This window comes from Tepidibacillus fermentans (genome assembly GCF_004342885.1).
GTDB classification, from domain to species: domain Bacteria; phylum Bacillota; class Bacilli; order Tepidibacillales; family Tepidibacillaceae; genus Tepidibacillus; species Tepidibacillus fermentans.
Genome location: NZ_SMAB01000022.1, coordinates 12,957 through 34,594, shown reverse-complemented (window position 1 = coordinate 34,594; position 21,638 = coordinate 12,957). Strand labels below are relative to the sequence as shown.

Below are 21,638 nucleotides of genomic sequence, written 5' to 3'. Positions count from 1 at the left end.
TCTACCTAGGGGAACTCTCAAATACCGATTACGCTTACATAATATATTTGTATATATTTGTAAAAAATTTCTCCCACAAAAACTTGACACAAACTTTTTATCAATCAAACTTTTCATTTCATCTAAGTTTTGGTAAAATAATATACAGAAAATTCATACTCTTAGAATAATTTACCTATAGGTTTATTTGTGCTACCATTAAGAATGCATCTTTAGAAAAAGGTGGCGCAATCATGAGAGTAATAGCGGGTAGTGCAAAAGGAAGAATTTTAAAAGCTGTGCCTGGTCAAAACACGAGACCAACTACAGATAAGGTAAAGGAATCGATCTTTAATATGATTGGTCCTTATTTTGATGGTGGAGTTGTTCTAGACCTTTTTGCCGGAACGGGAGGATTAGCAATTGAAGCTTTAAGTCGAGGAATGGAACATGGAGTATTGATTGATCACAACAAACAAAGTATTGAAACCATCCGTAAAAATGTAATCGCTACGAATATGAATCAGCGTGTGGAGATTTACCATAATGATGCATTTCGAGCATTAAAGATATTAAAAAAACGTGGGGCCTTATTCGACTTGGTATTTTTAGATCCACCTTATCGAATGAAAGTGTTAGAAGAGATTCTCTTTTTTTTAATTGATCAAAAACTATTAAATGATCAAGCACTCATTGTAACGGAACATGATGCAAAATATTCGTTTCAAAATTTAGAACAAATGAAGGAACTTGAATTAGTGAAAGATGTAACTTACGGAGATATCGGAATAACCATTTTTCGAAATAAATGATATGGAGGGCAAAAATGATACATGCAGTTTATCCGGGAAGCTTTGATCCAATCACATATGGACATTTAGATATCATCCAAAGAGGAGTAAAAATATTTGATAAGGTAACGGTTGCGGTTTTAATCAATCCAAGTAAAAACCCTTTGTTTACGGTTGAAGAAAGAATGGAATTGATTCGTCAAGCAACAAAACATATTCCACAAGTTGAAATCGATAGTTTTAACGGATTGCTTATCGATTATATGAAAAAGAAGAACGCGAATACAATTATTAAAGGATTACGTGCTGTTTCCGACTTTGAATATGAATTACAAATGGCATCCATTAATCGAAAACTTGATCCAACAATCGAGACGTTCTTTATGATGACGAATAATAAATATTCCTTTTTAAGCTCTAGCATCGTAAAGGAAGTAGCTAGACACCATGGGCAAGTAAATGACCTCGTTCCTGCTTGTGTAGAAGAAGCATTAAGGAAAAAATTTGCTGGTCATAAGGTTACATTCTAGAAAAATTAATCGCCTTTCCAATCAATCGTAAAAAAGCACCTACATCATTATTGTAGGTGCTTCTTTCTTTTCAATAAGTGAATGGCCAAGGATAGAGAGATTAAGACGACAAAAATCCATAAGAAGTAATATCCGATATTTTGAAAAATCGACAATGGATTAAAAGTCGATAGCTCTTGGGAAAACTGGTAAACGAATGTAGGTATAGCATTCATTGTTTCCGATATATGAAATGGGCGATAAAGAACTAGACTTAGAACAAAAGCAATAATCGAATGAAAAATTCTAGCGATAAAAAAAGGTTTGTAGCGAATATCCGTTTTTTGTAAAATTGCTGCGATTTGACCATGAACGGAAATTCCACTCCAAGCAGAAATTGAACTCACGATCGCTAATTTTTCAATGAGTGGGGTATAGATTCCTGATTCGCTCACAGTTTTTGCCCCTAATGTAACTTCAAAGAAACCATAGATGATGGATTGAGCTAAATCTTTTGATATCCCTAGTGGAGTTAATATAAAATGAAGCATACTGATGATTAGACCCGTTACTCCAATCTGTGTCAATATAGATAACACTACAGAGAAAACAATGATAAATCCACCAATCATCAGTATTGTTTGAATCGATGACATCACGGCATCTCCTAATAATTTGCCAAATTTTCTTCCGTCTGCAATTCTGGCTCGATGCATCGCTCGGAAAGCTCTGATGATAATATGATCTTCGTTCCTATTTAGTCTTGATCTTCGTGATGATGATTCTGGATTATTTTTTTCATAAAATCTCATGAGTAAACCTACAATGAGGCTTGACGTATAATGGACAATCGCTAGAAAGATCCCTAATTCGACTTGATGAAAAAAGCCAACTGCGATTGCACCAAATAAAAAGAGGGGGTCAGATGTACTGGTAAAGGCGACAAGTCTTTCCCCTTCTACGCGAGAAACCATCTTTTGTTCTCGTAAACGGGTTGTTAATTTTGCACCCATTGGATACCCTGAAGCAAACCCCATCGCTAATACGAATGCACCAACTCCTGGAACATTAAATAAAGGTTTCATTAATGGCTCTAGTAATTCTCCCATAAAATGAACCACACCAAAAGCAAGTAAGATCTCAGAGAAAATAAAAAAAGGTAAAAGTGCAGGAAAGATAATTTCCCACCATATTTTTAAACCTTGCAAAGAGGCTTGAAAAGCAGCATCAGGATAGGTAATAATGGCAATCGCTAAGGATGTGGTTAATAACCCAGCAATAACTGTGATAAAATGAGAGCTTTTTATTATTTTCATAGGCTACCTCCATTCCCATTCCTAAAAACATATTTACGTGATGATTGTCCTGTTTAGAACAATGAGCTATATTTAAATAGAGAAGAATGGTCATGGATTATATTGGAAGACGGCGAATATGAATAGATTAGAGGTGATGACCATGAAACCTAAAATTGGCTTGGCACTTGGTTCAGGAGGAGCAAGAGGGTTAGCACATATTGGTGTTTTGCGAGTCCTTGAGGAGCATAATATTCCGATTGATTATATATCTGGGAGTAGTATGGGAAGTCTGGTCGGTGCATTATACGCAAATGGTAATGATTTGAATATGTTAGAAAAATTAGCGATTCATTTAAAAAGAAAGTATTGGGTCGATTTTTCTGTTTCAAAATTAGGTTTGGTATCAGGTGAAAAAATCAAAGAGCTTATACGAATCCTTACACACGGAAAGAATATTGAAGATTTATCGATTCCATTGGCGATAGTTGCGACAGATATTGAAAATGGGGAGCGGGTAGTATTTCGTGAAGGACCCATTTTTCAAGCGGTTCGTGCAAGTATCTCTATACCAGGAATATTCGTTCCTGAGACAGTAAATGGACGGATATTAGTAGATGGTGGGGTCATTGACCGTGTTCCCGTTCATGCGGTACGTGATATGGGGGCAGACTTTGTCATCGCTGTGGATGTTGGGCTATATGACTCAAAGATGAAGGTGAACTCGATTTTTGATGTGATCGCGCAAACGATTGATATTATGGAGAGACAAAATCTTTATCATCAAATTATTGCAGCGGATTATGTGATACGTCCTGAAGTTGGTCATAATAGCTCTATTTCTTTTACAAATATTGAAAATATTATTGCAGAAGGTTATCGAATTGCCAAAGAATCAATGAATGAAATTAAAAGTTTAATCCAGCAATGGGAGGATACACATGAATGATCTATTAAAGAAAAAATACTTGATTTTTAAAATGAAACGACTTCAATGGCTATTCCTTCTGCTTATTGTTTTGGGATACCTGTCTTTTTATATTCCTATTCCCTACTATATTGCTTCGCCTGGAGTTGCTGTAAAGTTAAGACCGATCATTACGGTTGAAAAAGGGTATCGGGAAAAAGGAGACTTTATGTTAACGACGATTCGTATGGGACAAGGAAATCTAGGATATTATATCTATTCTCGTTTCCTTCCTAACATTGAATATATCCCCAAAGAATATGTATTAAATCAAGATGAGGACCCTGAACAATATGAGAAACGGCAATTACAAGTCATGAAACAATCGCAAGATGACGCTATTATTGCTGCTTTTCAACAAGCGAATTTACCCATCGAAGTTAAACAAAAAGGAATATTGGTTGAGGGAATCGTGAGGGGAATGCCAGCAGAAAAAGTACTACAAGTTGGTGATGTGATCACGAAGGTGAATCAAAAACCTATCTATCAATTAAAGGATTTTTTGTCGATTTTAGAAGAGAAAAAAACGGGAGATAAAATATCGATTACCTTTTTACGAAATCGTTCAATGTTCACAAAGGAAGTTAAACTTGTATCGTTGACGAAAGAGAGTAATGAAACTGGTCAAAGAGTAGGCTTGGGTTTCTATCCAAGTCAGGAACAAGAAGTAATTCCAGCCAAAAAGGTGTCCTTTCATACGGAAGAGATCGGTGGACCTTCAGCTGGATTAATGTTTACATTAGAAATCATTAATCAACTGATACCAGAAGATTTGACCCGAGGGTATCAAATCGCGGGTACGGGAACGATTAGCCCTGATGGAATCGTTGGTCAAATTGGAGGGGCAAAGCTAAAAGTTCATGCAGCAGCTGAGGCAGGAGCCGAAATTTTTTTTGTTCCTAAAGATATTAAATCAACTGACACCAATCAAAAAGACGTAGAAAATGAGAATCGTAAATTAGCAAAACCAATGAAGATCGTTCCCGTTGCAAATGTGAATGAGGCGATTCAATTTTTAAAGCAATTGCCAAATAAAAACAAGACAACGACAAAAAAAGGTTTCACAGAAAATCATTTTATTATAATATAATCGGTTTTTGCTGAAATTCATTCAACCGGTAGTCTGGGTTTTTAAATCCTGTCTCATAAATTTGACTAGCCTGAATGTCAAGATCCAACATCGTACTTCTTATTTTGGATAGTTTACTAATTAAGGGAATGGATAATTCATCCTTGATTTGATTTAAATAAGATTTTCCTTTTTGGTTAAAACCAAGAAGTCGTATATATTGAGGACCTTTTTCTACATTGATAGCCTTCACTCGATCTTCCGTTAGATTGAGAAGTAAGTGTAAGAAGACTCGTTGTAATTTAGCCTGAGTATATCTTTTTGTTTTTACGATAGAGATCAATTCTTCAAAAGAAAAAGCTTGGTTGACGGATTCCTTTAAACGTGACTCTAATCCTTCAACCATCCCATGTATCTGTTTTAATTGTTCAATACTTTGATTCAATATAAGGATTTTTAATGTTTGGTAATAATTTTCCCAATATTGGAAGCGACGTTGAACGAAAGATTTATAAAACAGATTCTGTGATACTTTCGGAACATATTGGATGACTCTTTCGATTTCGTCATTGAATTGGATTGCTTTCCGAATGGCTGTCGCACTGGCAAATGTTTGGTTAGAAAAAATCTGTTCATGATATTGAGTCGATTTACGCTGAATGGTTAAGGCTATCATTCGTGAATGATGCTTTTTTATTTGCAGGAGATACTGTAATCCTAGAATATCATTTGGATTTAAAACGAAATCTTCTTTACCATTTTGCATTTCTTGTAAGGTTAGAGCGATCGCTTTTGGATAAGAATGACCCAATGATAAGTATCTTTTTAAAGTATTTTGAAAAGATACTGGCTCATTTAAAAGCAGATTTGCAATCTGATCTAACCTCTCTATGGAATTAGATTCGCTACCGAAGACGAGGTGACTCACCTTAAGATGGTTTAATAATGCAATAGCTCCAGAAGCAAACCAATTGGCTGACTGAGTCGCATAGATCACAGGTAACTCAATCACAAGATCAATGCCACTTTCAAGCGCCATTCTTGTTCTTGTCCATTTATCAAAGATTGCTGGTTCTCCTCGTTGTACAAATGGACCAGACATCACGGCAATGATTAGTTCCGCATTGGTTATTTTTTTTGCCTTTTGAAGATGATAGTAATGTCCATTATGAAACGGATTGTACTCCACAATCAGCCCAAGAATCGTCATAATCGTCCCCCTATCTTTATGGGTATTATAAACAAAGAAAGGATGATTGACAAACTTTTCATTTTTGAGATATAATTCATTTGTTGTCTATGAGGTGAAAGCTTTGAAAATAAAAACATGGGAACTTGATCGAAGAAAAGACGGACTTCGATTTGATTATGAGGAAAATCTAAGTCATCTTGTAAAAGAGATAGGAGACCTGAAAGGAATTTCACCGGTTAAAGTAACTGGAATTGCCTATGAGACAGGTGGTTTTTATAGGATTAAAGGCCATATTCAATGCGAAACTACATTGCAATGTTCAAGATGTCTAACTATTTTTGATTATCCCATTGATTTAGACTTTACGGAACTCTTTATCCCAGAAGGAATGGAAACGAAAATCGATCAAGAAAATGAGAATATTCATCATTTAACTTCTGATGAGATCGATGTTACTTCCATTGTGGAAGAGGTAGTTCTATTAGAAATCCCATATGTACCTATTTGTAATAAAGAATGTAAAGGATTATGCCCGGTATGTGGGAGTAATTTGAATGAACAACAATGTAATTGTGACACATCTAGAATTGATCCTCGTCTAGCTGATCTAACAAAATGGTTTGACTCAAATAAAAATTCGAAGTAAGCTAGTTACTATCCTAAATTGTGATATCAGTAGATTTCGTCAAGGAGGTGGGATTCATGGCAGTACCATTTAGAAGAACTTCTAAAACTCGTCGTGATATGCGTCGTACTCACTATAAATTATCTGTGCCAGGTATGGTTAAGTGCCCACAATGCGGTGAGTATAAATTAGCACATCGAGTTTGCAAAAATTGTGGCACATATAATGGAAGAGAAGTTATCAACAAATAAGAAAAAAGGTAGCAGGAACAATGGTTCTTGCTATTTTTTTTCTTGCACAAATTTTCTTTTTTTACTATACTATTAGTACCTGGTTTTAAAAATAGGTAATAATATAAGGTGGTGGTTAGCATCGCGCGGTTAACCAAGAAAAATAGGCAAGCAGCCCTCATACATACGTTAGAAGCGAATCCTTTTATTACCGATGAGGACTTAGCAAAAAAATTTGAAGTAAGTATACAGACGATTCGCTTAGATCGAATGGAGCTGGGTATACCTGAACTAAGAGAACGTATGAAAACGATGGCTGAAAAAACCTTTGATCATATCAAATCACTTAGATTAGATGAAGTGATCGGTGATGTCATTGATCTGGAATTAGATCATTATGGGATTTCGATATTAGAGATCAAAGAGGATCAAGTCTTTGAAAAAACAAAAATTGCTAGAGGACATTATATTTTTGCGCAAGCAAATTCATTAGCTGTTGCTTTGATTAATGAAGAAATCGCGTTAACAGCAAAAGCAGATATTCGTTTTTTGCGCCCTGTTTATCTACATGAACGGTTAATTGCAAAAGCGAAGGTGATTCAATCCAATCATGAGTTCAGTGAAATCGAAGTAAAAACTGCTGTTGGAAGTGAGACAGTCTTTAAAGGGACATTCATGATTTATCGTTCAAAGGAGTTAAGAGAATCGAAAAATAACTAGGAGGCAGAACATGAAGATTGCACTTGATGCAATGGGTGGAGATTTAGCACCAAAAAGTACAGTAGAAGGTGCAATAGAAGCTGCAAAAAAGTTTCCTGATATCCATCTCGTCCTTGTAGGAAACTCAGAAGAAATAAAAAACCATATGAAAGATCCTATACCTAGCAATATCACGATCCATCATGCGAGTGATGTCATTAAAACGGAAGATGAACCGGTTAAGGCCGTTAGAAGGAAGAAAGACTCTTCCTTAGTTGTTGCTTCACAGATGGTCAAAAATAAAGAAGTTGATGCTGTGATAACGGCTGGGAACACTGGAGCATTTATGGCAGCTGGTTTGCTTGTTGCCGGACGAATTCCTGGAATTGAACGTCCAGCCTTGGCTCCTGTCATTCCAACCACAGGAGTAAATGGAATACTCGTCCTAGATGTAGGTGCCAATATGGACCCAAAAGCAGAACATTTGGTTCAATATGCACTTATGGGAAAAATTTATGCCGAACAAGTATTAGGGATTGACAATCCACGTATTGGTCTTCTGAATGTGGGAACGGAAGAAACAAAAGGGAATGAATTGATGAAATCAACCTTTCCCTTACTAAAGGAGATGCCCATCAATTTTGTTGGAAATGTGGAAGCTAGGGAAGTACCTAATGGTGTATGCGATGTGTTGGTCACCGATGGTTTTTCTGGAAACGTATTATTGAAACTTACTGAAGGATTAGCGAGTTCCATCTTTGCAGTATTAAAAAAAGAATTTACAAAAAGCACGTTCACGAAACTTGCTTCACTATTGTTGAAACCAAGTTTGAAAAATCTTAAAAAACAAATGGACTACTCAGAAATTGGCGGAGCTCCTTTACTAGGAGTAAATGGAGCATTTATTAAAGCCCATGGATCATCCGATGCAAAAGCAATTATGAATGCAGTTCGTCAAGCAAGATTATTTCTTGTAAATGGGGTATTAGAAAAAATCGCAAATGCTATTGAACAAGAAAAATAGGGGGGAAGATCGTGGCCAATTATCCTGTTGGTATTATCGGAACAGGTGCATATGTACCTGAAAAGGTATTAACCAATTTTGACCTTGAAAAAATGGTTGATACTAGTGATGAATGGATTTCAACAAGAACGGGTATTAAGGAAAGAAGGATTGCCGCAAAAGAACAGGCTTCTTCTGATCTAGCATATGAAGCTGCAAAAAAAGCATTAGAAGATGCTAACCTTTCAGCAGAACAATTAGACTTGATTATTGTTGCAACCATTACACCTGACTCTGCCTTTCCATCTACAGCAAATATCCTTCAAGATCGTTTAGGTGCTACACATGCCGCAGCTTTTGATTTAGCAGCTGCTTGCTCTGGCTTCTTATATGGATTAGCTACAGGTGCTCAATTTATTCAAAATGGTACCTACCAACATGTATTGGTTGTAGGAGTCGAAATACTATCAAAGATTACCGATTGGACGGATCGAAATACTTGTGTGCTCTTTGGTGATGGGGCAGGTGCTGCAGTATTAGGACGCGTAGAAGAGGGATATGGTTTCATCTCCTTTGAATTGGGATCAGATGGTTCAGGAGGAAATCTGTTAAAACAACCTGCTGGTGGTTCAAGGATGCCTGCTTCTGAAGAAACTGTTCAACAAGGTTTACACTATATTCAGATGGCAGGTTCAGAAGTATTTAAATTTGCTGTAAAAACGATGGAACAAGCGTCATTGCGTGTCATTGAGAAAGCAGGAATGACAAAGGAAGAGATTGATTTTCTTGTACCTCATCAAGCGAACTTACGGATCATTGATTATGCGCGGGAAAGGTTAGGTTTAGACAAAAGTAAGGTAGTTGTCAATTTAGATCGTTATGGCAATATGTCTTCAGCCTCGATTCCTGTTGCGTTAGATGAGGCCATTCGGGAAAAAAGGATTCAAAATGGCGATCATGTTCTGCTTGTCGGATTTGGTGGGGGTTTAACTTGGGGTGCAGTACTTTTAAAATGGTATAGTCAAAAATAAGGGGATGAAGAGGATGAAAACTGCAATATTATTCCCTGGACAAGGATCCCAATTTGTAGGAATGGGTTATCAATTCTATCAGGAATTCGAAGAAGCAAGAGAAATATATAAACAGGCGGATGATATTTTAGATTTTCCCTTATCGAAGCTCTGCTTCGAAGGGCCTGAAGAACAATTAAGAATTACCATGTACACTCAGCCAGCTATTTACGTAACGAGCCTAGCCATCTGGTCGGTTGTAAAAAAACTAGGTATTTTGCCGGATTTCATGGCGGGTCATAGTTTAGGAGAGTATACCGCACTTACTGCAGCAGAAAGTATCCCTTATGAAGAGGCGTTAAGACTAGTAGAAAAACGAGGACTCTTTATGGAAGAGGCTGTTCCACATGGAGAAGGGACAATGGCAGCGGTAATGGGTATAGATCGGAAAGGTTTAGAGAAGGTTTGCCGTCAAGTAACGGAAGAGGGTAATGTGGTTGAATTAGCGAATATTAATTCTCCAGGTCAAATTGTGATCTCTGGTACGAAACTAGGGGTAGAACTTGCAGCCCAAAGAGCGAAGGAACTAGGGGCTAGGAGAATCATTCCCCTGTCTGTAAGTGGTCCATTTCATTCTCGTTTAATGAAACCAGCAAGGGATCGATTGCAACCGCTTGTTACAAAACTGCAGATACAGGAAGGAAGAACTCCAGTTGTCATGAATGTCACAGGTCGGTCAGAAACAGAACCTATGCGAATGAAATCGAATCTTATTGAACAAGTGGTATCTCCTGTTCTTTGGACAGATAGTATTGAATGGATGATTGCTCAAGGAGTAGATACGTTTATTGAGGTAGGGCCTTCTAAGGTATTATCAGGTCTAGTAAAGAAAATCAATCGAACGGTTACAACTTATTCAATTGAAGATCTAGACTCATTTTACCAGTTTCAGAAGGAATGGAGTTGAATAGAATGCTTTCTGGAAAAGTGGCAATTGTAACTGGAGGATCAAAAGGAATTGGAAAAGAGATCGCGTTAACATTGGCAGAGGCTGGGGCAAACATTGTCCTCAATTATAACCAAAGCCAACAAGCAGCGGAAGAAGTTATGAGTCAAATTAAAGCTTTTGGTCGAGAGTGTCTTCTCATACAAGCAGATGTTTCCAAAAGCGAAGAGGTCCAGTCACTCATTGATACAACATTAGAACATTTCGGTAAAATTGACATTTTAGTGAATAATGCCGGAATTACCAAGGATAATTTAATCATGAGGATGAAAGAAGAAGATTGGGATCAGGTGATTGATACCAATCTAAAAAGTGTTTTTCTAACAAGTAAAGCTGTTAGTAGGACCATGATGAAACAACGTTCAGGAAAAATCGTCAATATTACCTCTGTCGTTGGCATTTTAGGAAATGTGGGACAAGCGAATTATGTTTCCGCAAAAGCGGGTGTGATTGGTCTTACCAAAACGCTAGCCCGCGAGTTTGCGTCAAGGAACATTACTGTAAATGCCATTGCACCAGGTTTTATTGAAACAGACATGACGGCGAAACTATCTCCTGAGATTCAAGAAAGCTTACTAACACAAATTCCATTAGCCCGCTTTGGAAAACCAAAAGACGTAGCAAAAGTAGTCAAATTCCTTGTTTCAGAAGATGCGGATTACATAACAGGGCAAATTATTCATGTTGATGGTGGTATGGTAATGTAATTCTTTTCTTGTACTAGTTTTTTATGGATGATTTTCGTATAATACGAGGGAGGAGGTGACGTGTAATGGCAGACATTTTTGATCGTGTAAAAAAGATTGTTGTTGACCGTCTTGGGGTTGATGAGGAAGAGGTTACATTAGATGCTAGATTCAAAGAAGATCTAGGCGCTGATTCTTTGGATATCGTAGAATTAGTAATGGAATTAGAAGATGAATTTGAACTTGAGATTTCTGATGAAGATGCAGAAAAAATCTCCAAAGTAGGGGAAGTTGTTGACTATATTAAAGCTCATCAGTAATCATGAAAGTGTCCAAAGTCCCGTTATTTCGGGACTTTCTCTTCAATTATATTTCTTAAAAATGAATGATCATCTCCATTAATGATTCGGGAAAATTTATCAAATAGATATTTTTTTAACTTTTTTAGGGGTGTGACTATGAAGAATAGAGTTGTTGTTACAGGATTAGGAGTTATCTCGCCAGTAGGGAATCATTTGAATGAATTTTGGAATGCTTTGTTGGAAGGAAAATCGGGAATCGATTATATTACTCAATTTGATACAACTGAATTTCCTGTGAAGATTGCAGGGGAAGTGAAGAACTTCAATCCGGAAGATTGGGTTGATAAAAAAGAAGCAAAAAGAATGGATCGATTTACCCTTTTTGCCATTGCTGCAGCAAAGATGGCATTAGCGGATTCAGGACTTGAGATAAATGAGAATAATGCAGATCGTATCGGAGTATATATTGGTTCTGGTATTGGAGGCCTTAAAACCATTGAGGAACAACACAAGGTATTATTAGATAAAGGACCTAAACGAATTTCGCCATTTTTTATTCCAATGTTAATAAGCAATATGGCTTCAGGCCAAGTCTCCATTTTACTTGGTGCAAAAGGTCCAAATAGCGCTCCAGTTTCTGCATGTGCAACAGGAACTCATGCAATTGGTGATGCGTTTGAAATCATCCGTCGTGGCGATGCCAATGTCATGATTGCTGGTGGAACAGAAGCAACGATTACACCTTTAGCGGTAGCAGGATTTTCTTCAATGAAAGCATTATCCACTCGAAATGAAGAACCACAAAAGGCGAGTCGACCTTTTGATAAAGATCGAGATGGATTTGTGATGAGTGAAGGGGCAGGTGTATTAATTCTAGAGTCTTTGGAACACGCTAAGAAACGAGGAGCAAAAATCTATGCCGAGGTTATCGGTTATGGAGCCACAGGAGATGCTTATCATTTGACGAGCCCTGCTCCAAATGGTGAAGGAGCCGCTAAAGCAATGAAAATGGCGATACAAAAAGCAGGAATTCAACCTGAAGATGTGGATTATATTAATGCTCATGGTACATCAACAGAGTTAAATGACAAATTTGAAACAATGGCGATTAAAACTACATTTGGAGATCATGCGTATCGTTTAGCGGTTAGTTCAACCAAATCCGTAACAGGTCACCTTTTGGGAGCGGCTGGAGCAGTAGAAGGAATTATTATTGCTTTGGCATTAAAAAATGGAGAAATTCCTCCGACAATCAATCTTGAAGCAAAAGATCCTGAATGTGATTTGGATTATGTACCGAATCAATTTCGGAAACAAAATATTCGGATTGCATTATCCAATTCTTTGGGATTTGGTGGACATAATGCTACAATAGTGATGAAAAAGTTTGAAGATTAGTAAAAACTTGGTGGTGAATGAAGTGGCAATTGATTTTTCTCTGTTTCAAAAGAATTTAGGTATTCAATTTCATAATGTGAATCTTTTGAAGCAGGCTTTTACCCATTCATCTTATGTGAATGAACATCGAAACCGACTTTTAAAAGATAATGAGCGGTTGGAATATTTAGGTGATGCAGTTTTAGAATTAACGGTATCCGATTACATCTTTCATATGTTTCCACATATGAAGGAGGGGCAGATGACAAAACTTCGTGCAGCGATCGTTTGTGAACCTTCATTGGTTGAATTTGCTGAGTCTTTGAATTTTGGCAATTATATTCTGTTAGGAAAAGGTGAAGAAATCACTGGAGGAAGACAACGTCCTGCCCTTCTAGCAGATGTATTTGAGGCTTTTATAGGGGCATTATATCTTGATCAAGGCTTGGATACCGTTCGTCATTTTTTAGCAAAATATGTTTTCCCAAAAGTCGATCATGGTGACTTTTTTCAGATCCATGATTATAAGAGCCAATTACAAGAGTACGTACAACATCAGAATCTTGGCCATATCAGCTATGAAATTGTTAGTGAAACTGGCCCTGCTCATGATCGTGAATTTCAATCCGAAGTAAAGATTGATGACAAAACTTATGGCCATGGAATTGGAAAAAGTAAAAAGGAAGCGGAACAACGGGCCGCGAATCAAGCTTTAATTCAATTAGGTGTTCATATAAATACTCATACAAATAAAGAATAAAGCCTCAAGTTAGGAAATTGAGGCTTTTTCTTTATCCATCAAGAATTTCGCTAAGGGTTGTGATAAAATAAAAGAATGGAATAAGAACACATGTAAAGGATTGTTTATTCTAAAAAAATGGTACTTTCAAGGTTTTCTTAAGGAGAGGAATTTATGTACCTTAAAAGCATTGAGCTCTTTGGCTTTAAATCATTTGCAGATCGAACTGAATTAGAATTTGTACCAGGAATCACAGCTGTAGTTGGGCCAAATGGAAGTGGAAAAAGTAATATTACTGATGCGATCCGCTGGGTTTTGGGTGAACAAAGTGCAAAAACCCTTCGAGGAACGAAAATGGAAGATATTATTTTTGCTGGAAGCGATACAAGAAAACCTGTGAACTATAGCGAAGTTTCAATTACTTTGAATAATATGGATCGTTCACTAAAAGTAGATTTTTCTGAAGTAACAGTAACGAGAAGAGTCTACCGTTCAGGTGAAAGTGAATATTTTATTAATAAGCAGCCATGTCGTCTTAAAGACATCACGGATTTATTTATGGATACAGGTTTAGGACGTGAGGCTTTTTCTATTATTGGACAAGGTCGTATTGAGGAAATAATCACCTCCAAACCAGAAGAACGACGTGGGATTTTTGAAGAAGCAGCTGGAATTGTAAAATATAAAACGAGGAAAAAAGAGGCACAAAAAAAAATAAAGGAAACAGAACAAAATTTACTACGTATCGATGATTTAATTATCGAATTGGAGGACCAACTTGAACCATTAGAAAATCAAGCTACTGTTGCAAAACAGTATAAAGAGCTAACGGAAAAATTAAAGGAAAAAAATATTCAAGTCTATGTACATGATATTACAAAGCTTCATCAAGAATGGCAAGAAACAGAAGTGCTAAAAAAACAAATAGCCAAAGACCATCTGGAACTTAGTTCAAAGTTAAGTCAATTCAATGCAATCATTGAAGAAAAACGTTGGTTAGCAGGGCAAATGGAAAAGGAAATTGAAGAACTGCACCAAAGATTATTGCAAGTAAGTGAAGAGGTTGAAAAAACTGAGGGGAAACGTGAAGTACTACGGGAAAGAAGTAAAAACCAAAAAATACTCCAAACGCAAACCATGCAAAATATAAAAAACCTCCAAATAAAAAAGATGGAGATATTGACTCAATTACAAGCACAACAGCAACGTTTAGAAGAAGTAAATCGAGAAATCGAACGATTCAATCAAAGCTTACTACATGAACAAGAATCCTTGAAACAAATCTTAAACAACCATCATGAGCAGGTTGAGCTTTTGAAAGAAGACTATTTTGAGCTATTAAATCTCATGGCTTCTCTTCGCAACGAATTAAGACATCTACAAAGTACGAAAGATAGTCTTCAATACCGACTAGAAAAATTGCAATCTGAGCTTCATTTGCTTGAGAAAGAAGATGTACAAGCTCTTAATAAAAAAGAAAATGCCGAAAAAGAAATCGATTTTGTAACAAAAGAGATTGAAAGATTGCGCCAAGAATATCAAGAAACGATACATCATCAACGAACAGTTGCAGAGCAATTGGCGACTCAACAAAAGGAAATTCAACAATTCCAACAAAAGTTAGAATCATTACGCTCTAGAAAAGAAGTATTAATGGAAATGCAAGCTGATTTTGCAGGGTTTCAACATGGAGTAAGGGAAATCCTAAAATTAAGAGAAAAAGGACAAATGAATGGGATTCATGGAGCGATTGCAGAGCTTCTACATGTTCCTCAAAAATATGAAAATGCGATTGAAGTTGTTTTAGGGGCAGCGTTGCAGTTTATCGTTGTTGATCATGAATCGACAGGTAGAAAAGCAATTAACTATTTAAAAGAAAAAAAATTAGGTAGAGCTACTTTTCTACCATTAAATGTAATGAAAGGAAAGAGAATTAATCTCTCCGATATAAAGAAATTAGAATCAGTGAAGGGTTTTATTGGCGTTGCTGTCGATCTGATTCAAACAGAATCACAATATGAGTCTATTATGGAGTATTTATTAGGGCAAATCGTGGTAGCTAGTGATCTAAAAACAGCTGGAGAAATCGCTCGAATGATGAACTATCACTATCGCGTCGTTACCTTGGATGGAGATGTGGTGAATACTGGGGGCTCGATGACTGGAGGAAGTATTCAAAAAAAGAACGCAAATCTTTTAAGCCGGCAGCGAGAAATTGAAGAATTAGAGACGCAGATCAAAACGATTCAACAGGATCTCTCTAAAAATATCGTCTTATTGGAAAAAATTAAATTGGAAGGACAATCGATCCAAGATAAACTAGAATCCATTCGTTCGGATGGAGAGCAGTATCGCATAAAAGAACAAGAATTAAAAACGAAATGGAGTCAATATTCCTACGAATTAAAAAATATTGATGATCGTAAAAATATTTTGTTACAAGAAATAGAGGACGCAAAAACAGAATGGAATCAGTTGGTAATGAAAGAAGAACAAATGAAACAAGACCTAGAGGCTCATTCGCAACAAGAAAAAGAACTGAAACAGAAAATTGAGATAGCAGAATCGATTCGTCAACAAGATGAATCAACCAAAGATGAAGCAAACCAAAAAATCACACAATTAAAGATTGAGTTAGCTCGTTTGCAACAACAAAGAGATGGTACTATCCATCTTGTGGAACGACTTCAAGCGGATCATTACGAAGTGATTCAATCCATCGAACAAAATCAACAGATTTTGATCGATTTAGAAGAAGGCCTGATTCATGACCAAGAACAAGAAGATTTGATGACACAAGCAATCCAACAACTTCGCACTCACAAAGAAGAGAATCAAAAGATACTGAATGATAAGCGAAAGAATCGCGTTAAGGCTCTGCAAGAGATTGAATCCGAGGAAATCCAATCAAAAGAAATTCGGAAGCAACTGAAAATCGTGGAAAATCAACTTCATCAAGTAGAAGTGAAATTAAGTCGACTTGACGTGGGATTAGAGAATTTACTTTCACAACTTGCTATGGAGTATGAAATGAGTTATGAATGGGCGAAAGACCACATTCCACATGTGAAGAACATTGATCAAGTGAAGATAGAAGTAAAAGAATTAAAAGACAAACTTCAACGGTTAGGAGAAGTAAATCTTGGTGCAATCGAAGAGTTTGAACGCATTTCGGAACGATATCGTTTCTTAACTTCTCAGAAACAAGACTTAGTAGAAGCCAAACAGACGCTTTACCAAGTAATTGCTGAAATGGATCAAGAAATGAACAAACGATTTAAAGAACATTTTGATTCGATCAGAGAACAATTTCAAATCATCTTTGCAAAATTGTTTGGGGGTGGTCGGGCAGATTTACTCCTCACCGATCCGAATAACTTACTTGAGACTGGAATTGAAATCGTAGCCCAACCTCCAGGTAAAAAATTGCAAAATTTAGCTTTGTTATCTGGTGGAGAAAAGGCACTAACGGCAATCACATTACTTTTTGCCATACTTCAAATAAAACCAGTTCCTTTTTGTGTTCTAGATGAAGTCGAAGCTGCTTTGGATGAGGTCAATGTTACGAGATTTGCCCAATATTTACGTGAATACTCGAATGATACCCAGTTTATTATTGTCACACACCGAAAGGGTACAATGGAAGAAGCAGATGTTCTTTACGGTGTAACAATGCAAGAGTCAGGAGTTTCACGTTTAGTGTCTGTCAAAATGGAAGAAAAAGTAGAGGAAATGCAACCTGCATAAGGAGGACGAATCATGGGTTTTTTTAAAAAATTAAAAGAAAGTATCGCTGCAAAAACGGAAGAAGTTACGAACAAATTTAAGGAAGGATTATCTAAGACAAGAGGTGCTTTTGTCGACAAAGTTGAAGAGTTGTTTCTTCGTAAGAAAAAAATTGACGAAGAATTTTATGAAGAATTAGAAGAAATTTTAATTGGTGCGGATGTGGGAGTTCATACGGTTTTAGATTTAATGGAAGATTTAAGAAAAGAAGTGAAAGAAAAAAAAATCGAAGATGCTGTTGCATTAAAACCCATTTTGATTGAAAAGATCGTTGAACTACTCAACACTGGTCAGTCCCGTGAAATCAAACTATTAGAGAATGAATTGACAGTGATTCTATTTGTTGGTGTGAATGGTGTCGGGAAAACGACTACCATTGGTAAATTAGCGCATAAATTAAAATCGGAAGGGAAAAACGTCCTTTTGGCCGCAGGAGACACTTTTCGTGCAGGTGCAATTGAACAATTAGAAGTATGGGGGGAACGTGTAGGAGTTGATGTCATCAAACATCAAGCTGGAGCCGATCCAGCAGCGGTTATATATGATGCTGTACAAGCAGCCAAATCAAGAAATGTTGATGTCTTGTTGTGTGATACCGCTGGACGATTGCATAACAAAGTCAATCTCATGAATGAATTGAATAAAATTTATCGAGTTCTTCAAAGGGAGATTCCAGAAGCACCGCATGAAGTTTTATTGGTCTTAGATGCAACAACTGGACAAAACGCATTGCAGCAAGCCAAGCTTTTCAAAGAGTCAGCAGGAGTCACTGGATTAGTTCTTACGAAGCTAGATGGTACAGCCAAGGGTGGGATCGTGATTGCGATCCATCATGAATTAAATATTCCTGTGAAATTGGTTGGACTTGGTGAAAAAATGGACGATTTACAAGTTTTTGACCCTGAACAATTTGTCCATGCGATTTTTGCACAAGGGTTTCTAGAAGAAGAGTCAGAGTGACAAGAAAAAATACTTGACATTTCAATTTCAAGTCGATAAGATATAAAACTGTAAAGGCATTTCCCTTTACATAAAGGTGGTGGTTTTTGTTTGTTGGAAAAGACCACAAGATTTAACCTACTGTATGACTTCTATCAAGAACTTTTAACGGAAAAACAAAGACAATATATGGAACTCTATTTTCAAGATGATTATTCATTTGGCGAAATCGCAGAAGAGTTTGGAATCAGTAGACAAGCCGTTTACGAACATATTAAACGAGCAGAACAGTCTCTAGAAGAATATGAAGAGAAGTTGCAATTACTCACTAAGTATCAACAAAGAAACTCGATTATGGATGCGATTCAAGAGATTCTCAATAGACAACAAAATGAAAAGTGCGATGAGATCCAAACAATGATTGAGCTGTTAAGGCAAATTGATTAGGAGGCGGTCAGAATGGCATTTGAAGGATTGGCTGGCCGACTGCAAGAAACGTTTAACAAGTTACGCGGTAAAGGAAAGGTTACAGAAGAAGATGTAAATCAAACCATGCGTGAAGTTCGACTGGCTTTATTAGAAGCAGATGTGAATTTCAAAGTCGTAAAAGATTTCATCTCCCGTGTAAAAGAACGAGCAGTAGGACAGGAGGTACTGAAAAGTTTAACCCCTGGACAACAGGTTATTAAAGTTGTAAATGAAGAATTAACTAAATTGATGGGTGGTACTCAAAGTAAACTAACATTTGCTCCCAAGCCTCCGACAATCATTATGATGGTTGGTTTACAAGGAGCGGGTAAAACCACTCACACAGGTAAATTAGCCAAGTATTTATTAAAGCAAAATAAACAACCACTTTTGGTGGCTGCCGATATTTATCGTCCTGCAGCGATCAAACAATTACAAGTTCTTGGAGAACAACTTCAAGTTCCAGTTTATAGTATGGGTGACAAAGTATCTCCCGTAGAAATAGCTAAAAATGCAATTCAATATGCAAAGGAACAACACCGTGATGTCGTGATTATTGATACTGCTGGTCGCCTTCATATCGATGAAGCCTTGATGGATGAATTGAATCAGATTCGTGGTGAGGTTCATCCACATGAAATTATGCTTGTTGTCGATGCAATGACAGGCCAAGACGCTGTTAATGTGGCTCAGACTTTTAATGAACGACTTCAATTAACCGGTGTGATCCTAACGAAATTGGATGGAGATACCCGTGGAGGGGCAGCGATATCGGTTAAGGCCGTTACTGGTTGTCCGATTAAATTCGTCGGAATGGGTGAGAAGTTAGATTCTTTGGAACCATTTTATCCCGATCGAATGGCATCGCGGATTCTGGGTATGGGTGACGTACTCACATTAATTGAAAAAGCTCAAGCCACTGTAGATGAAGAAAAGGCTCGTGAACTAGAAAAGAAAATTCAAAAAGCAGAATTTACTTTTGAAGATTTTCTTTACCAGTTGGAACAATTAAAGAAAATGGGGCCATTAGATGAGCTGTTAGGCATGATCCCTGGAATGAATAAAATTAAAGGAATGAAAGACCTAAAAGTTGACGATAAGCAATTAAGTCATGTTGAAGCTATTATCCGTTCAATGACAAAAGAAGAAAAAGCTCATCCGGAGATCATCAATGCTAGTCGACGAAAAAGGATTGCAATGGGTAGTGGTACTAGTATTCAGGAAGTGAATCGTTTATTAAAGCAATTTGAAGATATGCGAAAAATGATGAAACAATTTTCTTCGATGGCAAAAAAAGGCAAGAAGAAAAAAGGATTTAAGTTTCCATTTATGTAATATCGTCTTTGATCTGAAAAAGGAGGTGAACAACATGGCAGTACGTATTCGTCTAAAGCGTATGGGTGCTAAAAAAGCTCCATTTTATCGTTTGGTTGTAGCTGATTCTCGTTCTCCTCGTGATGGACGTTTTATCGAAGAAATCGGTACTTATAATCCATTAACTCAACCAGCGCAAATCAAAATTGATGAAGAAAAAGCTTTAAAATGGTTACAAACAGGTGCAAAACCGTCTGATACTGTACGTAATCTATTAAGTAAAGCTGGTATTTTGGCGAAGTTTCATGAATTAAGACAAGGAAAGTAATTCATTCCAAACCAAGTTGCATGAGATGCACGATTGTTTGAGGAGGGCTATTATGAAAGAACTAGTAGAAGTTCTTGCTAAGGCACTCGTTGATCATCCTGATCAAGTACGAGTAAAAGAAATTGCTGGTGAACGATCTGTCGTTTATGAATTGTCCGTAGCTCCCGAAGATATGGGCAAAATCATTGGTAAACAAGGTCGTATTGCAAAAGCACTCCGAACAGTAGTCAGTGCCGCTGCTGTAAAAGAGAACAAACGTGTGATGATTGAAATCATCTAAGTAAAGGTGGGGAACAATACCTCACCTTTTTCTGTTATACTGAATATACGAACCTGATTCTGACTTTTGACCTAAGACTTCTCTTTTCGTAGGTGATAGCATGAAAATAAAAGTACCGATCCCTGTCAAAATGATCGTTACCGATTCTTCAAAAATAAAAATGCGAAACGAAATCAATGAATCCATCCGCAAATTAAACGTAGAATTAGAACAGCTTCAATTTCAACAAAAGAAGTTAATGAATGAAGCACAAAAAAAAGGGAGAGAAGCAGTTCGTATCGTTCAAGAACGAATGGATTACGAAACTAATCGAAGGAAAGAAAAGTTAGTGACATTGACTGAACAATTGAATCATTTGGAAAAAATAGAAGAAGGAGAAGAAATCTTCCATCGTTTTGTTGAAGCAGAAATGGAAATACACGTAGGAGATTCATGGAACCAAATTTTTCATGGCAATGAGATTGTCATAAAAGATGGGATTGTAATTGAGATTCGAAAGGGGGCACTAGATGGAAACACAATATATTAAAGTAGGCAAGATCGTCAACACGTTTGGAATTAGAGGAGAAATAAAAATTTATCTTTATACGGATTTTCCAGAACAACGATTTCAAAAAAATCAACAGCTTTATGTAGGAAAAGAAGAAAAACCAAATGAATATCGCTTTACAGTAGAAAAAGCAAAACCTTATAAGAATGTGTATCTCTTGAAATTTAAAGAATTTGATAATATTAATCAAGTAGAAAAGTATCGTGACTATTATTTATGGATCACCAAGGAAGAACAAGGCGATTTGGCAGAAGGGGAATATTACTACCATCAAATTATTGGCTGCCAAGTGGTTACGACAGGTGGCGAAGAAATAGGGATCGTGACTGGGATTTTAAGACCAGGGGCGAATGATGTTTGGATCGTTAAAGCGAAAACGGAAAAAAAAGAGTTTTTAATTCCATACATAAAAGATGTGATAAAAGTTGTTGATGTGAAAAACAAAAAAATTGTAATTGAAGTGATGGAAGGTTTATTATCGTAAAAGGTGAACG

24 protein-coding genes are annotated in these 21,638 nt (G+C 36.8%); 22 read left to right on the top strand and 2 right to left on the bottom strand.

Going from position 1 to position 21,638, the window contains the following annotated elements; all coding sequences use genetic code 11:
• The first annotated feature begins 233 nt into the window (after window positions 1–233).
• On the top strand, window positions 234–791 hold the full coding sequence (rsmD, locus tag EDD72_RS11110) for a 16S rRNA (guanine(966)-N(2))-methyltransferase RsmD (RefSeq protein WP_132770302.1): 558 nt from the start codon (window positions 234–236) through the stop codon (window positions 789–791).
• A gap of 14 nt (window positions 792–805) precedes the next feature.
• Window positions 806–1,300: a pantetheine-phosphate adenylyltransferase gene (gene coaD / locus EDD72_RS11105; protein WP_132770300.1), complete on the top strand. Its 495-nt coding sequence runs from the start codon at window positions 806–808 to the stop codon at window positions 1,298–1,300.
• Between the two features lie 47 nt (window positions 1,301–1,347).
• Here coaD and ylbJ read toward each other — a convergent pair whose 3' ends face one another.
• Window positions 1,348–2,595, bottom strand: a complete 1,248-nt coding sequence (gene ylbJ / locus EDD72_RS11100; protein ID WP_132770298.1) for a sporulation integral membrane protein YlbJ — start codon at window positions 2,593–2,595, stop codon at window positions 1,348–1,350.
• Window positions 2,596–2,713: 118 nt separating this feature from the next.
• On the opposite strand from ylbJ, the gene EDD72_RS11095 reads away from it, so the two are divergent.
• Complete coding sequence (locus tag EDD72_RS11095) at window positions 2,714–3,523, top strand: patatin-like phospholipase family protein (RefSeq protein ID WP_424565547.1); 810 nt, start codon at window positions 2,714–2,716, stop codon at window positions 3,521–3,523.
• Window positions 3,516–4,631, top strand: coding sequence for a SepM family pheromone-processing serine protease (locus EDD72_RS11090; RefSeq protein ID WP_132770296.1), 1,116 nt, complete (start codon window positions 3,516–3,518; stop codon window positions 4,629–4,631). The genes EDD72_RS11095 and EDD72_RS11090 overlap by 8 nt, the downstream gene beginning before the upstream one ends.
• Here EDD72_RS11090 and EDD72_RS11085 read toward each other — a convergent pair.
• The gene (locus tag EDD72_RS11085; RefSeq protein WP_132770294.1) at window positions 4,621–5,820 is read right to left on the bottom strand and encodes a nucleotidyltransferase; all 1,200 of its coding nucleotides are present in this window, start codon (window positions 5,818–5,820) and stop codon (window positions 4,621–4,623) included. The genes EDD72_RS11090 and EDD72_RS11085 overlap by 11 nt on opposite strands.
• Before the next feature lie 103 nt (window positions 5,821–5,923).
• Between EDD72_RS11085 and EDD72_RS11080 the strand changes: the two genes are divergently transcribed.
• The 18 genes from EDD72_RS11080 (at window position 5,924) to rimM (ending at window position 21,628) form a co-directional block, all read left to right on the top strand.
• Window positions 5,924–6,448, top strand: coding sequence for a YceD family protein (locus EDD72_RS11080; protein ID WP_165895067.1), 525 nt, complete (start codon window positions 5,924–5,926; stop codon window positions 6,446–6,448).
• A 56-nt stretch (window positions 6,449–6,504) separates the two neighbouring features.
• Window positions 6,505–6,678 (top strand): 50S ribosomal protein L32, encoded by a 174-nt coding sequence (gene rpmF / locus EDD72_RS11075; protein ID WP_132770289.1) that lies wholly within the window; start codon window positions 6,505–6,507, stop codon window positions 6,676–6,678.
• A 111-nt stretch (window positions 6,679–6,789) separates the two neighbouring features.
• Window positions 6,790–7,377, top strand: a complete 588-nt coding sequence (gene fapR / locus EDD72_RS11070) for a transcription factor FapR (protein ID WP_165895066.1) — start codon at window positions 6,790–6,792, stop codon at window positions 7,375–7,377.
• A gap of 10 nt (window positions 7,378–7,387) precedes the next feature.
• Window positions 7,388–8,380: a phosphate acyltransferase PlsX gene (gene plsX, locus EDD72_RS11065; RefSeq protein ID WP_132770285.1), complete on the top strand. Its 993-nt coding sequence runs from the start codon at window positions 7,388–7,390 to the stop codon at window positions 8,378–8,380.
• 11 nt (window positions 8,381–8,391) lie between these two features.
• The gene (locus EDD72_RS11060) at window positions 8,392–9,390 is read left to right on the top strand and encodes a beta-ketoacyl-ACP synthase III (RefSeq protein ID WP_132770283.1); all 999 of its coding nucleotides are present in this window, start codon (window positions 8,392–8,394) and stop codon (window positions 9,388–9,390) included.
• A 13-nt stretch (window positions 9,391–9,403) separates the two neighbouring features.
• Complete coding sequence (gene fabD, locus EDD72_RS11055; RefSeq protein ID WP_341539475.1) at window positions 9,404–10,336, top strand: ACP S-malonyltransferase; 933 nt, start codon at window positions 9,404–9,406, stop codon at window positions 10,334–10,336.
• Window positions 10,337–10,341: 5 nt separating this feature from the next.
• Window positions 10,342–11,082 (top strand): 3-oxoacyl-[acyl-carrier-protein] reductase, encoded by a 741-nt coding sequence (gene fabG / locus EDD72_RS11050; RefSeq protein ID WP_132770279.1) that lies wholly within the window; start codon window positions 10,342–10,344, stop codon window positions 11,080–11,082.
• A gap of 65 nt (window positions 11,083–11,147) precedes the next feature.
• Complete coding sequence (acpP, locus tag EDD72_RS11045) at window positions 11,148–11,381, top strand: acyl carrier protein (protein WP_132770277.1); 234 nt, start codon at window positions 11,148–11,150, stop codon at window positions 11,379–11,381.
• A 138-nt stretch (window positions 11,382–11,519) separates the two neighbouring features.
• Window positions 11,520–12,761, top strand: coding sequence for a beta-ketoacyl-ACP synthase II (gene fabF / locus EDD72_RS11040; RefSeq protein ID WP_132770275.1), 1,242 nt, complete (start codon window positions 11,520–11,522; stop codon window positions 12,759–12,761).
• A gap of 28 nt (window positions 12,762–12,789) precedes the next feature.
• On the top strand, window positions 12,790–13,500 hold the full coding sequence (gene rnc / locus EDD72_RS11035) for a ribonuclease III (RefSeq protein WP_132770307.1): 711 nt from the start codon (window positions 12,790–12,792) through the stop codon (window positions 13,498–13,500).
• A 153-nt stretch (window positions 13,501–13,653) separates the two neighbouring features.
• A complete protein-coding gene (gene smc, locus EDD72_RS11030; RefSeq protein WP_132770273.1) occupies window positions 13,654–17,226 on the top strand; it encodes a chromosome segregation protein SMC in 3,573 nt (1,190 codons plus the stop codon).
• Window positions 17,227–17,238: 12 nt separating this feature from the next.
• Window positions 17,239–18,225, top strand: coding sequence for a signal recognition particle-docking protein FtsY (gene ftsY, locus EDD72_RS11025; protein ID WP_132770271.1), 987 nt, complete (start codon window positions 17,239–17,241; stop codon window positions 18,223–18,225).
• A 90-nt stretch (window positions 18,226–18,315) separates the two neighbouring features.
• On the top strand, window positions 18,316–18,651 hold the full coding sequence (locus EDD72_RS11020) for a putative DNA-binding protein (RefSeq protein ID WP_132770268.1): 336 nt from the start codon (window positions 18,316–18,318) through the stop codon (window positions 18,649–18,651).
• A gap of 12 nt (window positions 18,652–18,663) precedes the next feature.
• Window positions 18,664–20,007 (top strand): signal recognition particle protein, encoded by a 1,344-nt coding sequence (gene ffh, locus EDD72_RS11015; RefSeq protein ID WP_132770266.1) that lies wholly within the window; start codon window positions 18,664–18,666, stop codon window positions 20,005–20,007.
• A gap of 34 nt (window positions 20,008–20,041) precedes the next feature.
• On the top strand, window positions 20,042–20,314 hold the full coding sequence (gene rpsP / locus EDD72_RS11010) for a 30S ribosomal protein S16 (protein WP_132770264.1): 273 nt from the start codon (window positions 20,042–20,044) through the stop codon (window positions 20,312–20,314).
• A gap of 52 nt (window positions 20,315–20,366) precedes the next feature.
• Complete coding sequence (locus EDD72_RS11005; protein ID WP_132770262.1) at window positions 20,367–20,594, top strand: KH domain-containing protein; 228 nt, start codon at window positions 20,367–20,369, stop codon at window positions 20,592–20,594.
• A gap of 100 nt (window positions 20,595–20,694) precedes the next feature.
• Complete coding sequence (locus tag EDD72_RS11000) at window positions 20,695–21,123, top strand: YlqD family protein (RefSeq protein WP_132770260.1); 429 nt, start codon at window positions 20,695–20,697, stop codon at window positions 21,121–21,123.
• Window positions 21,104–21,628: a ribosome maturation factor RimM gene (gene rimM, locus EDD72_RS10995; protein WP_132770258.1), complete on the top strand. Its 525-nt coding sequence runs from the start codon at window positions 21,104–21,106 to the stop codon at window positions 21,626–21,628. Before EDD72_RS11000 ends, rimM begins: the two co-directional genes overlap by 20 nt.
• Window positions 21,629–21,638 lie beyond the last annotated feature (10 nt).

Bases quoted from the DNA above. Each gene is read 5' to 3' on its own strand.
- rsmD (WP_132770302.1), top strand. From the start codon at position 234: ATGAGAGTAATAGCGGGTAGTGCAAAAGGAAGAATTTTAAAAGCTGTG.
- coaD (WP_132770300.1), top strand. From the start codon at position 806: ATGATACATGCAGTTTATCCGGGAAGCTTTGATCCAATCACATATGGA.
- ylbJ (WP_132770298.1), bottom strand. From the start codon at position 2,595: ATGAAAATAATAAAAAGCTCTCATTTTATCACAGTTATTGCTGGGTTA.
- EDD72_RS11095 (WP_424565547.1), top strand. From the start codon at position 2,714: ATGAATAGATTAGAGGTGATGACCATGAAACCTAAAATTGGCTTGGCA.
- EDD72_RS11090 (WP_132770296.1), top strand. From the start codon at position 3,516: ATGAATGATCTATTAAAGAAAAAATACTTGATTTTTAAAATGAAACGA.
- EDD72_RS11085 (WP_132770294.1), bottom strand. From the start codon at position 5,820: ATGACGATTCTTGGGCTGATTGTGGAGTACAATCCGTTTCATAATGGA.
- rpmF (WP_132770289.1), top strand. From the start codon at position 6,505: ATGGCAGTACCATTTAGAAGAACTTCTAAAACTCGTCGTGATATGCGT.
- plsX (WP_132770285.1), top strand. From the start codon at position 7,388: ATGAAGATTGCACTTGATGCAATGGGTGGAGATTTAGCACCAAAAAGT.
- fabD (WP_341539475.1), top strand. From the start codon at position 9,404: ATGAAAACTGCAATATTATTCCCTGGACAAGGATCCCAATTTGTAGGA.
- fabG (WP_132770279.1), top strand. From the start codon at position 10,342: ATGCTTTCTGGAAAAGTGGCAATTGTAACTGGAGGATCAAAAGGAATT.
- acpP (WP_132770277.1), top strand. From the start codon at position 11,148: ATGGCAGACATTTTTGATCGTGTAAAAAAGATTGTTGTTGACCGTCTT.
- fabF (WP_132770275.1), top strand. From the start codon at position 11,520: ATGAAGAATAGAGTTGTTGTTACAGGATTAGGAGTTATCTCGCCAGTA.
- smc (WP_132770273.1), top strand. From the start codon at position 13,654: ATGTACCTTAAAAGCATTGAGCTCTTTGGCTTTAAATCATTTGCAGAT.
- ftsY (WP_132770271.1), top strand. From the start codon at position 17,239: ATGGGTTTTTTTAAAAAATTAAAAGAAAGTATCGCTGCAAAAACGGAA.
- ffh (WP_132770266.1), top strand. From the start codon at position 18,664: ATGGCATTTGAAGGATTGGCTGGCCGACTGCAAGAAACGTTTAACAAG.
- rpsP (WP_132770264.1), top strand. From the start codon at position 20,042: ATGGCAGTACGTATTCGTCTAAAGCGTATGGGTGCTAAAAAAGCTCCA.
- EDD72_RS11005 (WP_132770262.1), top strand. From the start codon at position 20,367: ATGAAAGAACTAGTAGAAGTTCTTGCTAAGGCACTCGTTGATCATCCT.
- EDD72_RS11000 (WP_132770260.1), top strand. From the start codon at position 20,695: ATGAAAATAAAAGTACCGATCCCTGTCAAAATGATCGTTACCGATTCT.
- rimM (WP_132770258.1), top strand. From the start codon at position 21,104: ATGGAAACACAATATATTAAAGTAGGCAAGATCGTCAACACGTTTGGA.